At 58.4% G+C, this 13,908-nt stretch carries 16 protein-coding genes and 1 tRNA gene; 4 read left to right on the top strand and 13 right to left on the bottom strand.

What is annotated here, in order from left to right:
• Window positions 1–14 precede the first annotated feature (14 nt).
• The 5 genes from iscU to trmJ all read right to left on the bottom strand — a co-directional run bounded on the left by iscU (window position 15) and on the right by trmJ (window position 4,053).
• On the bottom strand, window positions 15–401 hold the full coding sequence (gene iscU / locus BFL40_RS20880) for a Fe-S cluster assembly scaffold IscU (protein ID WP_003209682.1): 387 nt from the start codon (window positions 399–401) through the stop codon (window positions 15–17).
• A 99-nt stretch (window positions 402–500) separates the two neighbouring features.
• The gene (locus BFL40_RS20875) at window positions 501–1,715 is read right to left on the bottom strand and encodes an IscS subfamily cysteine desulfurase (RefSeq protein WP_071485707.1); all 1,215 of its coding nucleotides are present in this window, start codon (window positions 1,713–1,715) and stop codon (window positions 501–503) included.
• Window positions 1,716–1,765: 50 nt separating this feature from the next.
• On the bottom strand, window positions 1,766–2,257 hold the full coding sequence (gene iscR / locus BFL40_RS20870) for a Fe-S cluster assembly transcriptional regulator IscR (protein WP_003194020.1): 492 nt from the start codon (window positions 2,255–2,257) through the stop codon (window positions 1,766–1,768).
• Window positions 2,258–2,497: 240 nt separating this feature from the next.
• Window positions 2,498–3,280, bottom strand: a complete 783-nt coding sequence (cysE, locus tag BFL40_RS20865) for a serine O-acetyltransferase (RefSeq protein WP_071485706.1) — start codon at window positions 3,278–3,280, stop codon at window positions 2,498–2,500.
• 2 nt (window positions 3,281–3,282) lie between these two features.
• Window positions 3,283–4,053, bottom strand: a complete 771-nt coding sequence (gene trmJ / locus BFL40_RS20860) for a tRNA (cytosine(32)/uridine(32)-2'-O)-methyltransferase TrmJ (protein ID WP_071485705.1) — start codon at window positions 4,051–4,053, stop codon at window positions 3,283–3,285.
• 145 nt (window positions 4,054–4,198) lie between these two features.
• Between trmJ and suhB the strand changes: the two genes are divergently transcribed.
• Window positions 4,199–5,014 carry a type III secretion system regulator SuhB gene (suhB, locus tag BFL40_RS20855; protein ID WP_003175971.1) on the top strand — a complete coding sequence of 272 codons (816 nt, stop codon included), beginning with the start codon at window positions 4,199–4,201 and terminating at the stop codon, window positions 5,012–5,014.
• A gap of 145 nt (window positions 5,015–5,159) precedes the next feature.
• On the opposite strand, the gene BFL40_RS20850 is transcribed toward suhB, so the two are convergent.
• The 6 genes from BFL40_RS20850 to queA all read right to left on the bottom strand — a co-directional run bounded on the left by BFL40_RS20850 (window position 5,160) and on the right by queA (window position 11,248).
• Window positions 5,160–5,702, bottom strand: a complete 543-nt coding sequence (locus BFL40_RS20850) for a glycine zipper 2TM domain-containing protein (protein ID WP_071485704.1) — start codon at window positions 5,700–5,702, stop codon at window positions 5,160–5,162.
• A gap of 123 nt (window positions 5,703–5,825) precedes the next feature.
• Complete coding sequence (secF, locus tag BFL40_RS20845; protein ID WP_071485703.1) at window positions 5,826–6,740, bottom strand: protein translocase subunit SecF; 915 nt, start codon at window positions 6,738–6,740, stop codon at window positions 5,826–5,828.
• Window positions 6,741–6,749: 9 nt separating this feature from the next.
• Entirely contained in the window at window positions 6,750–8,618 is a 1,869-nt protein-coding gene (secD, locus tag BFL40_RS20840; RefSeq protein ID WP_071485702.1) for a protein translocase subunit SecD, read from the bottom strand.
• A 62-nt stretch (window positions 8,619–8,680) separates the two neighbouring features.
• Window positions 8,681–9,019 carry a preprotein translocase subunit YajC gene (gene yajC, locus BFL40_RS20835; protein ID WP_003175975.1) on the bottom strand — a complete coding sequence of 113 codons (339 nt, stop codon included), beginning with the start codon at window positions 9,017–9,019 and terminating at the stop codon, window positions 8,681–8,683.
• Window positions 9,020–9,062: 43 nt separating this feature from the next.
• Entirely contained in the window at window positions 9,063–10,178 is a 1,116-nt protein-coding gene (gene tgt, locus BFL40_RS20830) for a tRNA guanosine(34) transglycosylase Tgt (RefSeq protein ID WP_162490598.1), read from the bottom strand.
• A gap of 5 nt (window positions 10,179–10,183) precedes the next feature.
• The gene (gene queA / locus BFL40_RS20825; RefSeq protein ID WP_071485701.1) at window positions 10,184–11,248 is read right to left on the bottom strand and encodes a tRNA preQ1(34) S-adenosylmethionine ribosyltransferase-isomerase QueA; all 1,065 of its coding nucleotides are present in this window, start codon (window positions 11,246–11,248) and stop codon (window positions 10,184–10,186) included.
• Window positions 11,249–11,356: 108 nt separating this feature from the next.
• Between queA and BFL40_RS20820 the strand changes: the two genes are divergently transcribed.
• Both BFL40_RS20820 and BFL40_RS20815 read left to right on the top strand, forming a co-directional pair.
• A tRNA-Leu gene (locus BFL40_RS20820) sits at window positions 11,357–11,441 on the top strand.
• A 94-nt stretch (window positions 11,442–11,535) separates the two neighbouring features.
• Window positions 11,536–11,865, top strand: a complete 330-nt coding sequence (locus BFL40_RS20815; RefSeq protein ID WP_071485700.1) for a hypothetical protein — start codon at window positions 11,536–11,538, stop codon at window positions 11,863–11,865.
• Between the two features lie 8 nt (window positions 11,866–11,873).
• Here the strand turns inward: BFL40_RS20815 and BFL40_RS20810 are convergent, their stop codons facing one another.
• A complete protein-coding gene (locus BFL40_RS20810) occupies window positions 11,874–12,509 on the bottom strand; it encodes a LysE family translocator (protein WP_071485699.1) in 636 nt (211 codons plus the stop codon).
• A gap of 169 nt (window positions 12,510–12,678) precedes the next feature.
• On the opposite strand from BFL40_RS20810, the gene BFL40_RS20805 reads away from it, so the two are divergent.
• Complete coding sequence (locus tag BFL40_RS20805; RefSeq protein WP_071485698.1) at window positions 12,679–13,050, top strand: PH domain-containing protein; 372 nt, start codon at window positions 12,679–12,681, stop codon at window positions 13,048–13,050.
• A 135-nt stretch (window positions 13,051–13,185) separates the two neighbouring features.
• Here the strand turns inward: BFL40_RS20805 and BFL40_RS20800 are convergent, their stop codons facing one another.
• Complete coding sequence (locus tag BFL40_RS20800; RefSeq protein WP_071485697.1) at window positions 13,186–13,494, bottom strand: DUF3077 domain-containing protein; 309 nt, start codon at window positions 13,492–13,494, stop codon at window positions 13,186–13,188.
• Window positions 13,495–13,908: the final 414 nt, after the last annotated feature.

Below are 13,908 nucleotides of genomic sequence, written 5' to 3'. Positions count from 1 at the left end.
TCGTCGCCAAATGCTTAGATCAAGCCTTTCTTCTGCTTGTAGTCGCGAACGGCCGCCTTGATGGCGTCTTCTGCGAGTACCGAGCAGTGGATTTTCACTGGCGGCAAGGCCAGTTCTTCGGCCAGCTGGGTGTTGCTGATAGTCACAGCCTCATCCAGGGTCTTGCCTTTCATCCATTCGGTCGCCAGGGAGCTGGAGGCGATAGCCGAACCGCAGCCGTAGGTCTTGAACTTGGCATCTTCGATAACGCCAGCTTCGTTGACTTTGATCTGCAGGCGCATAACGTCGCCGCACGCCGGAGCGCCGACCATGCCAGTGCCGACATCAGGGTCTTCCGCGTTCATCTTGCCGACGTTGCGCGGGTTTTCGTAGTGGTCGATGACCTTTTCGCTGTAAGCCATGGTACTGAATCCTCACTCATCAGGGCCGCTCTGGAACCCTGTAGAAACGCCTGCGTTTTCCGCCACGTTCCTACAGAGCTTGGGTGGCGGCTTCTATATTTAGTGTGCCGCCCACTCGATCTTGGAAATATCGACACCGTCTTTGAACATGTCCCACAGCGGCGACAGAACGCGCAGCTTGTTGACGGCCTCGCAGACTTTCTGCGCGGCGTAGTCGACTTGTTCTTCAGTGGTGAAGCGGCCGAACGTAAAGCGGATCGAGCTGTGTGCCAGTTCGTCGTTGCGGCCCAGGGCGCGCAGAACATACGAAGGCTCAAGCGAGGCCGAGGTGCAGGCCGAGCCGGACGAAACCGCCAAGTCCTTGAGCGCCATGATCAGCGACTCGCCTTCGACATAGTTGAAGCTCAAATTCAGGTTGTGCGGTACACGGGCAGTCATGCTGCCATTGATGTACAGCTCTTCAAGGTTCTCGACCTGCTTGTAGAAGCGATCGCTCAGGGCCTTGATGCGCACGTTTTCGGCAGCCATGTCTTCTTTGGCTACACGGAAGGCTTCACCCATGCCGACGATCTGGTGGGTCGCCAGGGTGCCGGAACGCATGCCGCGCTCGTGACCGCCGCCATGCATGGTGGCTTCGATACGCACGCGAGGCTTGCGGCTCACGTACAGCGCGCCGATGCCTTTAGGGCCGTAGGTCTTGTGGGCGGAGAACGACATCAGGTCGACTTTCAGTTTCGACAGGTCGATATCGACCTTGCCGGTGGACTGAGCGGCGTCGACGTGAAGCAGCACACCTTTGGAGCGGGTCAGCTCGCCGATGGCCGCGATGTCGTTGATAGTGCCGATTTCGTTGTTCACGTGGATCACGGAAACCAGGATGGTGTCTTCACGCATCGCAGCTTCGATCATCGCAGGCGTTACGATGCCGTCGGTGGTTGGCTCAAGGTAGGTGACCTCGAAACCTTCACGCTCCAGTTGGCGCATGGTGTCAAGGACAGCCTTGTGCTCAATCTTGGTGGTGATCAGGTGTTTGCCTTTGGTCGCGTAGAAATGCGCCGCACCCTTGATTGCCAGGTTGTCGGACTCAGTAGCACCGGAGGTCCAGACGATTTCGCGCGGGTCGGCGTTGACCAGGTCGGCGACTTGGCGACGAGCGTTCTCGACCGCTTCCTCGGCTTTCCAGCCGAATACGTGGGAACGGGAGGCCGGGTTGCCGAAGTTTCCGTCAACCAGCAGGCATTCGCTCATCTTTTGCGCGACACGCGGATCAACCGGGGTGGTCGCTGAGTAATCAAGGTAAATCGGCAATTTCATGGACTTTCTCCTAAATCAGGCTGGCTGGCGTGCCGTTAGCTCTTCGGCTGTCACTCGACGGCGGACGCTTCAATCTTGTCCAGACGCGGCGCCTTGGTGTTGCAACGGCGCTGGTCCTGACGCTGGGCTACTTCTTGCACCTCACGGCGAGTCACAAGATCAGCCAAGCTGATACCACTCAAAAACTCATGGATCTGCAGGCTCAAGTCACACCACAAGTGGTGCGTCAGGCAGGTGTCGCCAGCATGGCAATCACCCAGGCCCTGGCATTTGGTGGCATCGACGGACTCGTTGACCGCGTCGATCACTTGGGCTACCTGGATGCCCTGCATATCGCGGGACAGTTGATAGCCGCCACCCGGCCCGCGCACGCTGGAAACCAAGTTGCTGCGACGCAATTTGGCGAACAGTTGCTCGAGGTAGGACAGGGAAATGCCTTGGCGCTCGGAGATATCGGCCAGGGACACCGGCCCAGTTTGCGCGTGCAATGCCAAGTCAAGCATGGCTGTTACCGCGTATCGGCCTTTTGTAGTCAGTCTCATGGACAAGTACCAAGGTGTTTCAGAATGGGAGCAAGTATGCGATTCCCGAGTATTTAAGTCAACTATAAGACCTAGTACTTTAGTCAGGATTACCCGCAAAAAGGGCGCGCGAATCATAGCAGGATGGGGATGGATCGAACAGCAGGAACAGGGCTGAATGGGAATGGCGGGACCAACGGAGGTCAAATGTGGGAGCTGTCTTGCCTGCTCCCACAGAGGGGCATGTATCGGCCTCGAGATTTAGCTCGCCTTAGTAGCGGTTTCACTCTTGATTTCAGCGAAGTCTTCTTCGCGCAACTCAGGCAGATCCTTCGCACAGTAGGTACTGCCCAGGTCCTTCAACGCGCCGCACATACCATCCAGCTTGCCGTCCACCGCCTGCAGATGGTCGAGCAACTGACCGATGGCACGAGCCACCGGGTCGGGCATGTCTTCGCTGACGCCGTAGGCATCGAAGCCGATTTTCTCGGCCATCGCCTTGCGCTTGGCTTCCTGCTCGTCGCCGACTTCCGGCTTGACGATGATTCGGCCAGGAATACCCACCACGGTTGCGCCAGGCGGTACAGCCTTGGTTACTACAGCGTTTGAACCAACCTTGGCGCCCGCACCGACAGTAAACGGACCGAGCACCTTGGCGCCCGCCCCCACTACCACGCCGTCGCCCAATGTTGGGTGGCGCTTGCCTTTATTCCAACTGGTGCCACCCAAGGTCACACCCTGGTAGAGAGTCACGTCATCACCAATCTCGGCGGTTTCGCCAATGACGATACCCATCCCATGGTCGATAAAGAAACGACGCCCCACCTTAGCCCCCGGGTGAATCTCGATCCCGGTCAGCCAGCGACCAAAGTTCGACACCAGCCGCGCCAGCCATTTCCAACCCATACCCCACAAGGCGCCGGACAGGCGGTGAATCCAGATAGCGTGCATGCCCGGGTAGCACGTCAGCACTTCAAAGGCATTGCGCGCCGCCGGATCACGGTGGAAAACACTCTGGATATCTTCTCGCAAACGCTCGAACATTTTTAATCCTTCCGCTTAAGAAGCTCACCACGGGCCGCTTTTTGGGTTTCCGTGAGGATGCCACGCAATATATTCATTTCCGCTCGACTGACCGAGCTGCGCCCGTACAGGCGACGCAGACGCGCCATCAAGTGCCGTGGTTTTTCAGGATCAAGGAATTCGATGGCCACCAGGGTTTGCTCCAGGTGCTCATAGAATCGCTCCAACTCGTCCATGGTGGCCAGCTCACCACTTTTGGTCGATGCAACCTCGTCCTTTTCCACCTTGCTCGGCTGCCCTTCTGCGGCCAGCCAGGCCATGCGCACTTCATAACTCAACACCTGCACCGCCGCCCCGAGGTTCAACGAGCTGAACTCCGGGTCTGATGGAATGTGCACGTGGTAATGACATCGCTGCAGCTCTTCATTGGTCAGGCCGGAGTCTTCACGACCAAACACCAAGGCAATTTCAGCACCGCCGGCCGCTTCTTCCACCACTTTGGTCCCGCACTCACGCGGATCCAGCAATGGCCAAGGGATGCGACGGTCACGAGCACTGGTGCCAAGCACCAGGTTGCAGCCGACCAAGGCATCTTCCAAGGTGGCGACAACCTGGGCTTTTTCAAGCAGATCGTTGGCGCCGGATGCGCGGGCATCGGCCTCGTGATGCGGGAACACGCGCGGGTCGACCAGCACCAGACGCGTCAGCCCCATGTTTTTCATGGCTCGCGCCACCCCGCCGATATTGCCGGGATGACTGGTATTGACCAAGACGACACGAATGTTTTGCAGCAAGGGAGGCGCTCTCGGACACGGGAAAGGGGAGCAAATCTTACAGAACAGCCTAAGGTTATGCCATGAAAGCTAACGTCGTCCTTCACCTGAAGAAAGTTTCTGCTAGAATGCCCGGCTTTCTTTAACAACCTTAGGTGACACATCCATGCAGCCCATGCTGAATATCGCGCTGCGCGCCGCCCGCAGCGCCAGTGAATTGATCTTCCGCTCCATCGAGCGCCTGGATACCATCAAGGTCGACGAAAAAGACGCCAAGGATTATGTATCCGAGGTGGATCGCGCCGCCGAACAGAAAATCATCGACGCTCTGCGCAAGGCCTACCCTACCCACGGCATCCTCGGCGAAGAAACCGGCCTGCACAAAGGCAGCGGCGAAGGCGAAGACTACCTGTGGATCATCGACCCACTGGATGGCACCACCAACTTCCTGCGCGGCATCCCACACTTTGCTGTCAGCATCGCCTGCAAATACCGTGGCCGCCTGGAACACGCCGTTGTTCTGGACCCGGTTCGCCAGGAAGAATTCACCGCCAGCCGCGGCCGTGGCGCCCAGCTGAATGGTCGTCGCCTGCGTGTAAGCGGCCGCACCAGCCTGGACGGCGCCCTGCTGGGCACAGGCTTCCCGTTCCGTGACGACCAGATGGATAACCTGGAAAACTACCTGGGCATGTTCCGCGCCCTGGTTGGCCAGACCGCCGGCATCCGTCGCGCCGGTGCAGCCAGCCTGGACCTGGCTTACGTCGCCGCTGGTCGTTTCGATGCGTTCTGGGAGTCGGGCCTGTCCGAGTGGGACATGGCTGCAGGCGCCCTGCTGATTCAAGAGGCTGGCGGCCTGGTGAGCGACTTCACCGGTGGTCACGACTTCCTGGAAAAAGGCCACGTGGTAGCCGGTAACACCAAATGCTTCAAGGCAGTACTGACGGCGATCCAGCCGCACCTGCCGGCCTCGCTGAAGCGCTAAGCGAGCGAGCACAAAAAAGCACCCTACGGGGTGCTTTTTTTATGCCCGGGATTTGGGCAGACCCAATTCCAACCGACCCGAACACAATCCAATGCGGGAGCTCGCCTGCCTGCTCCCACCTCTTGGATCTACGCCAAACCAGGGATTACTGCTGGTTTTGACCCAGGATCAGACGACCTTCTTTGTCGACTGGAATCTGGTTACCCGGGTCACGCTCCATGCGTACAGAGCCCTCTTTACCACCCAGGGTGTAGCGCACGTCATAACCGACAACCTTGTCACTGATGTCGTTGACGGTGTTACAGCGGGTTTGCGTGGTGGTGTAGGTATCGCGGTTCTGCATGCCTTCCTGAACCTTGTTACCGGCGTAACCGCCACCGACCGCACCGGCCACGGTGGCCAGCTTCTTGCCATTACCGCCACCGACCTGGTTACCCAACAAGCCACCGGCCAGCGCACCGACCACAGTACCGATGATCTGATGCTGATCTTCCACGGGTTTCTGCCGGGTCACGGCAACGTCTTTGCAGACCTCGCGTGGCGTTTTGATCTGGGTTTTCACCGGCTGCACCGCCAGCACTTGCGCATACTCAGGGCCGCTTTTTACCAGGCTGTAGGTGGCAACAGCACCCCCGGCAGTCACACCGACAGCACCCAATACCGCACCAACCAGCAACGACTTGTTCACATGAACCTCCTGACCATCACAAGCGGACCGAAACGTCCGCGCTATACCCAGCCTTGGAGCAAAAAAAAAGGCGCGAGTTCAATACTCGCGCCTTCTTTGTAACAGCGTGTCAACAAACGCCCATCACGGACGGTCGTCGACCTCCTTGCCGGTGGCAGCAGGAGGGATCAAGTCTTCGCTGTTGAGGTTCAGCCAGATCAGCACCACGTTGGCGATGTAGATCGACGAGTAGGTACCCGCCAGAACGCCGATAAACAGCGCCAGGGAGAAGCCCCACAGGTTGTCACCACCGAAGATCATCAGTGCCGCAATCGCCAGCAAAGTGGAGATCGACGTCGCCATGGTCCGCAGCAGGGTCTGGGTGGTGGAGATGTTGATGTTCTCAATCAACGACGCCTTGCGTAGTACGCGGAAGTTCTCACGAACCCGGTCGAATACCACGATGGTGTCGTTGAGGGAGTAACCAATGATCGCCAGCACAGCCGCCAGCACGGTCAGGTCGAAGGTAATCTGGAAGTACGCCAGGATACCCACGGTCACGATCACGTCGTGGATCAGCGACACAATCGCGCCGACACCGAACTTCCACTGAAAGCGGAATGCCAGGTAGATCATGATGCCGACCAGCGCCATCAGCATGCCGAGGCCGCCCTGGTCGCGCAGCTCTTCACCGACCTGCGGGCCCACGAACTCAACGCGCTTGACCGACGCAGGGTTGTCGCCGCCGACCTTCTGCAAGGCCTCGGCTACCTGGTGACCCAATTGCGGGTCTTCGCCCGGCATACGCACCAACAGGTCGGTGGTCGCCCCAAAGCTCTGCACGATGGCTTCGTGATAGCCGGCCTTGACCAGCTCGGTACGCACCAGGGTGACGTCGGCCGGCTTCTCGTAGGTCAGCTCGATGAGCGTACCACCGGTGAAGTCCAGACCGTAGTTCAGGCCCTTATGGAACCAGCTGAACAACGCCAGAACGGTAAGGAGCATGGTGAAGCCGAACGCAACGTTGCGAACGCCCATGAAGTTGATTGTACGTAACATGGCAGCCCCTTAAATCCACAACTTCTTGAAGTCACGCCCGCCAAAGATCAGGTTGACCATTGCGCGGGTCACCATGATGGCCGTGAACATCGAGGTAAAGATACCGAGGGACATGGTTACCGCAAAACCTTTGACTGGGCCGGTGCCCATGGCAAAGAGAATCCCGCCGACCAGCAAGGTGGTCAAGTTGGAGTCGAGAATCGCGGTAAATGCCCGGCCGAAGCCTTCGTTGATTGCACGCTGTACGGTCATGCCCGCCGCGATCTCTTCACGAATCCGCGAGAAGATCAGCACGTTGGCGTCTACCGCCATACCCATGGTGAGTACGATACCGGCGATACCTGGCAAGGTCAGCGTAGCGCCCAGCAGCGACATCAGAGCCAGCAGCATCACCATGTTGCCCGCGAGGGCCACGGTGGCGATGATGCCGAAGAAGCGGTAGATGGCGATGATGAACAAGGACACGAACAGCATGCCCCACAAGGCTGCGTTGATACCCTTGGTGATGTTGTCGGCACCCAGGCTAGGGCCAATGGTGCGCTCTTCAGCGAAGTACATCGGCGCCGCCAGACCACCAGCACGCAGCAGCAGCGCCAGTTCGGACGACTCGCCCTGGCCATTCAGGCCGGTGATGCGGAATTGAGCACCCAGCGGCGACTGGATGGTCGCCAGGCTGATGATCTTCTTCTCTTCTTTGAAAGACTGAACCGGCACGTCTTTCTCGACACCGTCGACTACTTGCTTGGTGTAGGTAGTGACCGGACGCTGCTCGATGAAGATCACCGCCATGCTGCGACCGACGTTGCTGCGCGTGGCGCGGCTCATCAGTTCGCCGCCGTGACCATCCAGGCGGATGTTCACTTCAGGGGTGCCGTGCTCGCCGAAACCGGCCTTGGCGTCGGTCACCTGGTCACCGGTGATGATCAAGCCACGCTCGATCAACGCTGGAGGACGGTTGCCTTCGCGGAACTCGAACTCTTCGGAAGTGGCTTTGGAAGCACCTGGCTCAGCGGCCAGACGGAACTCCAGGTTGGCAGTCTTACCCAGGATACGCTTGGCTTCAGCGGTGTCCTGCACGCCCGGCAACTCAACCACAATGCGGTTGGCACCCTGGCGCTGAACGATAGGCTCAGCCACACCCAGCTCGTTGACGCGGTTACGCACCGTGGTCAAGTTCTGCTTGATGGAGTATTCGCGGATTTCCGCCAGCTTGGCTGGGGTCATCGCCAGACGCAGTACAGGCTGACCGTTCAGGTCGGCCGGTACGATGTCGAAATCGTTGAAGTTTTTGCGGATCAGCGCACGGGCCTGTTCGCGGGACGCTTCATCAGAGAAGCCCAGCTGGATGGCACCGTTGAGCTGCGGCAGGCTGCGATAACGCAACTTCTCTTTACGCAGCAGGCTCTTCACATCGCCTTCATAGACTTTCAGGCGTGCGTCGAGGGCTTTGTCCATGTCGACTTCCAGCAGGAAGTGCACACCACCGGACAAGTCCAGACCCAGCTTCATCGGATGCGCGCCAATGCTACGCAGCCATTTTGGCGTGGTCTGTGCCAGGTTGAGCGCAACAACGTAGTCGTCACCCATGGCCTTGCGCACGACGTCTTTGGCCGGCAATTGGTCTTCTTGCTTGGTCAGGCGCAACAAGCCGCCCTTCGCATCAGCCGCCAATGTTGCCGCTTTAACCTGGATGCCCGCGTCGGTGAGCGCTTTGCTCGCACGGTCCAGGTCAGCCTGATTGACCTGCAGCGAAGTGCTGGCGCCAGTGATCTGGATAGCCGGGTCATCAGGATAAAGATTGGGAGCGGAATAAATAAAACCGATCGCCAGCACCGCCAGGATCAGTACGTATTTCCACAGAGGGTATTTGTTCAGCATCACGCCGCCCGCTTATAACGCGGGGCGCCTTGCGCGCCCCGTCGATTGGTAAAGGTTGGAACTTAGATCGCTTTGAGCGTGCCTTTTGGCAGCGTGGCGGCGATGGCGCCCTTCTGGAACTTCATTTCTACGGTATCGGAGACTTCCAGAACCACGAAAGCGTCGGAAACCTTGGTGATCTTGCCGGCGATGCCGCCAGTGGTCACAACTTCGTCGCCTTTTTGCAGGCTGCCCAGCAGGTTTTTCTGCTCTTTGGCGCGCTTGGCCTGTGGACGCCAGATCATCAGATAGAAGATGACCAGGAAGCCGACCAGGAAAATCCACTCAAAACCACCGCCCATAGGACCGGCAGCGGCCGGTGCAGCGGCATCAGCCATGGCATTAGAGATAAAAAAGCTCATTTAGCACTCCAGTTGCAAATAGTGAATCTTAGGGTCGGAAAACTCAGTCCAAGGGCGGCACAGGCAGCCCGCGCTTGGCATAGAAGGCATCGACGAAGGCGGCCAATGTACCCTGTTGAATAGCCTCGCGCAAACCAGCCATCAGGACTTGGTAGTGGCGCAAATTGTGGATGGTATTCAACATGCTACCCAGCATTTCCCCGCACTTGTCCAGATGGTGCAGATAAGCACGGGAGAAGTTCTGGCAGGTGTAGCAATCACAGGTGGGATCCAGCGGCGAATCATCATGGCGATGGAACGCGTTACGGATCTTCAGCACGCCTGTATCGATGAACAGATGCCCATTGCGGGCATTACGGGTTGGCATCACGCAATCGAACATGTCCACACCGCGGCGCACACCCTCTACGAGATCTTCCGGTTTGCCAACGCCCATAAGGTAACGAGGTTTGTCAGCCGGCATCAGGCCCGGCAGGTAATCCAGCACCTTGATCATTTCGTGCTTGGGCTCGCCTACCGACAAACCGCCGATGGCCAGGCCGTCAAAGCCGATCTTGTCGAGGCCTTCCAGCGAGCGTTTGCGCAGGCTTTCATGCATGCCGCCCTGGACGATACCGAACAGTGCAGCGGTGTTGTCGCCGTGGGCATTCTTCGAGCGCTGAGCCCAACGCAGCGACAACTCCATGGAAATACGCGCGACGTCTTCGTCAGCCGGGTACGGCGTGCACTCGTCGAAAATCATCACGATGTCGGAGCCCAGGTCGCGCTGCACCTGCATCGACTCTTCCGGGCCCATGAACACTTTGGAACCGTCCACCGGCGAGGCGAAGGTCACGCCCTCTTCCTTGATCTTGCGCATGGCGCCCAGGCTGAACACCTGGAAACCACCGGAGTCAGTGAGGATCGGGCCTTGCCACTTCATGAAGTCATGCAGGTCGCCATGCTTCTTGATCACTTCCGTGCCCGGGCGCAGCCACAGGTGGAAGGTGTTGCCGAGAATGATCTCGGCGCCGGTGGCGACGATGTCGCGCGGCATCATGCCCTTAACGGTGCCGTACGTGCCGACCGGCATGAAAGCTGGGGTCTCGACGGTACCGCGCGGAAAGGTGAGGCGGCCGCGGCGAGCCTTGCCATCCGTGGCCAACAATTCAAACGACATACGACTCATAGTTGTTCCTCAGGGCCCGCTTCTTTAGGAGCAGTCGGCGCCGGGTTACGGGTGATAAACATCGCATCACCGTAGCTGAAAAAACGGTACTCGTTATCGATGGCGGCTTGATAAGCGGCCATCGTTTCCGGGTAACCGGCAAATGCCGACACCAGCATCAACAGTGTGGATTCCGGCAAATGGAAGTTGGTCACCAGGCAATCGACCACATGGAACGGCCGGCCTGGGAAAATAAAGATATCGGTGTCGCCACTGAAGGGCTTGAGCACGCCATCACGCGCCGCACTCTCCAGGGAGCGCACGCTGGTGGTTCCCACCGCCACAACGCGCCCGCCGCGCGCCTTGCACGCAGCCACCGCATCCACCACTTCCTGGCTGACTTCCAGCCACTCGCTGTGCATATGATGGTCTTCGATGTTCTCCACACGCACCGGCTGAAACGTCCCGGCCCCCACGTGCAGGGTCACATAGGCGCTCTCGACGCCCTTGGCGGCAATCGCATCCAGCAGCGGCTGGTCGAAATGCAGCCCGGCCGTCGGCGCAGCAACCGCGCCGAGGCGTTGCGAATAAACGGTCTGATAGCGCTCGCGGTCCGAGTCTTCGTCGGGGCGGTCTATATAAGGAGGCAACGGCATATGGCCGACGCGCTCCAGCAGCGGCAACACTTCTTCGGCGAACTTGAGCTCGAACAGCGCGTCATGACGCGCCACCATCTCGGCTTCGCCACCGCCATCGATCAGGATGCTCGACCCCGGTTTCGGCGACTTGCTGGAGCGCACATGGGCCAGCACGCGATGGCTATCCAGCACCCGCTCCACCAGAATTTCCAGCTTGCCGCCGGACGCTTTCTGGCCAAACAGCCGCGCCGGAATCACCCGGGTATTGTTGAAAACCATCAAATCGCCTGGGCGCAAATGCTCAAGCAAATCAGTGAATTGACGGTGTGCGAGGGCACCGCTCACCCCGTCCAGGGTCAGCAGTCGACTGGCGCGACGCTCGGCCAAAGGGTGGCGAGCGATCAGCGAATCAGGGAGCTCAAAAGTAAAGTCAGCAACGCGCATGATGGGGTTCGTCTAGCAGGGCCGGGAAGTCTAGCGGAAATAGTGAAAATAGACCATGAAACGTGATTGACCAACGGTAATCTCATCTCTATACTTCGCCGCCATTGAGCCCTGATGGCGGAATTGGTAGACGCGGCGGATTCAAAATCCGTTTTCGAAAGGAGTGGGAGTTCGAGTCTCCCTCGGGGCACCATCTTAAAGAAAGACCTTGAATTTCAAGGTCTTTTTTTTCGCCTGTAAAAAAGTGAGTATGCGCAGGCGAACGCAGACGTTGAGGAGCCGGGACCATGGAGTTGACGCTGGAAGCTGTTGCGCTTTTTGCTCTCAAGCTGGTGCATGAGACCGAAGGCGCGAGCCCGATTCTGCGGGATGACCTGGTCATGGACGGCTATGAGCGCGAAGTGTTTGGGCTACTGGTACGCAATGGCGATATGGCTGCCATCCAGCAAAAGATCGGCGAGTGCCTGGCGCTGGCGCTCGAATCCCTGGGCGGCGCAAATACCGTGATGGGGCGCGAGCTGCAACGGCTGGCGGTGGACGTGCGCCAAGCGTCGACACTTGAAGAACTCAATGCCCCGCTCAACGCACTCAAGGACTACCTGAAAGCCATCCTGTAACGCGTGACTCAGCGCCGACCCTCAACTGCCATGCGCACAGCCAACCCCAACAACACCGACCCCATCAGCCAGCGCTGCACCACCTGCCAACCGGGCTTGCTGACGAAAAACAACGCGATGGAACCCGCCATGGTGGCAATCACCGCATTGACGCTCACGCTGATGAAAATCTGCGTAAAGCCCAGCACCAGGGTTTGCGTCAGCACACTGCCGTGGCCGTTCGGGTCGATGAACTGGGGCAGCAACGACAAATACATCACCGCAATCTTGGGGTTCAGCAGGCTGGTCATAAAGCCCATCGTGAACAGCTTGCGCGAGCTGTCCTTGGGCAGGTCACGGACCTGGAACGCTGAGCGCCCACCCGGCTTGAGCGCCTGCCAGGCCAGGTAAACCAGATACAACGCACCGCCGAATCGCAGAGCGTCGTACGCAAAAGGCACCGCCATGACCAAGGCGGTGATACCCAATGCCGCGCAAAGCATGTAAACCACAAAACCCAACGCAATACCGCCCAGAGAAATCATCCCGGCACTTCGCCCCTGACAAATCGACCGGGAAATCAGGTAAATCATGTTCGGGCCGGGCGTCAGCACCATGCCGAGTGAGATCAAGGCATAGGCAAGCAAGCTGGACAATTCGGGCATGGTGGCGCTCCTGGTTTCTTGTTCTGTCGGCGCAAAGCCCTTGGCCAACGTTGCAGTGTTGGCCGCCATGGTAGGGCGTTGAAAAGGCGGGCGTTAGATACAGATCCGCGAGCAAAACGTCATACACAAGCACGGGTGTTGACCGCACCAATCATCCAAGGACAGACACATGATCGACTTCAACAACAAAGGCTTCTTCAAACTCAAACAAAACAACGAATACGCCGAACGCGTCTCGGCCCTGCTGCTGGACGGCGAAGAAGTGATCGACGCCTACAAGGCCATGCGCGACGGCGTGGTCTTCACCACCAAACGCATCATCGCCGTGAACGTGCAGGGGATTACCGGCAGCAAGAAGGACTTCACCTCGCTGCCGTACAAAAACATCGTGGCGTACTCGGTGGAAACGTCCGGGACGTTTGACCTGGATTCGGAGTTGGAGATTTACTTTTCGTCGCTGGGCAAAGTGAAGTTTGAATTCACCGGCAAGACCTCGATCGTCGAAATCTCACGGATCATTTCCAAGCACCTGCTGACCTGATCAGCAGGCAAAAAAAGACCTTGGCGTCCCAAGGTCTTCTCATTACTACACCGCTTCAACGGATGTGAACCGATCAAAATGTGGGAGCTGGCTTGCCTGCGAAGACGCCAGCCCACACACCATCAACTCACCCGCTTACACACCCACTGTCTCCCCCTCCTCTACCACCCCATTCGACAACATCCCATTCGCCAAATCATCCACCACCGCCTTCGCCATCTCCCCCAAATAATGCGCCGCCCACGCATAACGATCCGCGCCCGGGTCCATGGCGGCGTCCAACGCCAGCATTTTGGAACAGTGAAGCAACTCAGAGGCATGCTCCAGGGCTTCGCGAATGGGCACGCCGGAGTTGACGCGGAATAGACGGTGGAGGTTTGGTTGGTTGCCGCAGGTGGAGAAGGTGATGATGCCGAGGGTTTTGTTGAGGGGTGGGTTGATCATTGGGCACCTCCGGGTTGGGCGGGGGTGCGGGTTGTGGTGTTGCGAGGATATGACCTATCAGAAATGCTCATTGGTATAGCTCCCGTTTTTGATGAGAGCTGCCCCATTCGTTTCCAGGCGAATGGGTGGCAGCTGTGCGCAGGCTGGAAACCGGGACAAAAGGGCAAACCCGGCAGACTCGAAAGTCTCCCACGCACAGCCGCCATAACACGGACATGCTGGCACAAAAATGGCGCCAGCAGTCGTGATAAATGGTGGCGCCTGTGCGCCCTTTATTCCACGGGTTTCCAGGCCCGGTCACTGGATGTCAGTAACGGGCTCGAAACTAGCTTTAAAGCCCGGATGGTAAAAGCGGAACCTTGTGACGAAAAATGTCCTGAAGCGGCTATTGGGAAACTCTAAATAGACCTAATT

It is taken from the genome of Pseudomonas costantinii (assembly GCF_001870435.1).
Classification (GTDB): Bacteria; Pseudomonadota; Gammaproteobacteria; order Pseudomonadales; family Pseudomonadaceae; genus Aquipseudomonas; species Aquipseudomonas costantinii.
The sequence above is the reverse complement of the archived record's forward strand: the minus strand, read 5'-3'. Positions and strand labels throughout refer to the sequence as shown.

Coding starts and splice junctions, on each gene's coding strand:
- iscU (WP_003209682.1), bottom strand. CDS start 401: ATGGCTTACAGCGAAAAGGTCATCGACCACTACGAAAACCCGCGCAAC.
- BFL40_RS20875 (WP_071485707.1), bottom strand. CDS start 1,715: ATGAAATTGCCGATTTACCTTGATTACTCAGCGACCACCCCGGTTGAT.
- iscR (WP_003194020.1), bottom strand. CDS start 2,257: ATGAGACTGACTACAAAAGGCCGATACGCGGTAACAGCCATGCTTGAC.
- cysE (WP_071485706.1), bottom strand. CDS start 3,280: ATGTTCGAGCGTTTGCGAGAAGATATCCAGAGTGTTTTCCACCGTGAT.
- suhB (WP_003175971.1), top strand. CDS start 4,199: ATGCAGCCCATGCTGAATATCGCGCTGCGCGCCGCCCGCAGCGCCAGT.
- secF (WP_071485703.1), bottom strand. CDS start 6,740: ATGTTACGTACAATCAACTTCATGGGCGTTCGCAACGTTGCGTTCGGC.
- secD (WP_071485702.1), bottom strand. CDS start 8,618: ATGCTGAACAAATACCCTCTGTGGAAATACGTACTGATCCTGGCGGTG.
- yajC (WP_003175975.1), bottom strand. CDS start 9,019: ATGAGCTTTTTTATCTCTAATGCCATGGCTGATGCCGCTGCACCGGCC.
- tgt (WP_162490598.1), bottom strand. CDS start 10,178: ATGTCGTTTGAATTGTTGGCCACGGATGGCAAGGCTCGCCGCGGCCGC.
- queA (WP_071485701.1), bottom strand. CDS start 11,248: ATGCGCGTTGCTGACTTTACTTTTGAGCTCCCTGATTCGCTGATCGCT.
- BFL40_RS20815 (WP_071485700.1), top strand. CDS start 11,536: ATGGAGTTGACGCTGGAAGCTGTTGCGCTTTTTGCTCTCAAGCTGGTG.
- BFL40_RS20810 (WP_071485699.1), bottom strand. CDS start 12,509: ATGCCCGAATTGTCCAGCTTGCTTGCCTATGCCTTGATCTCACTCGGC.
- BFL40_RS20805 (WP_071485698.1), top strand. CDS start 12,679: ATGATCGACTTCAACAACAAAGGCTTCTTCAAACTCAAACAAAACAAC.
- BFL40_RS20800 (WP_071485697.1), bottom strand. CDS start 13,494: ATGATCAACCCACCCCTCAACAAAACCCTCGGCATCATCACCTTCTCC.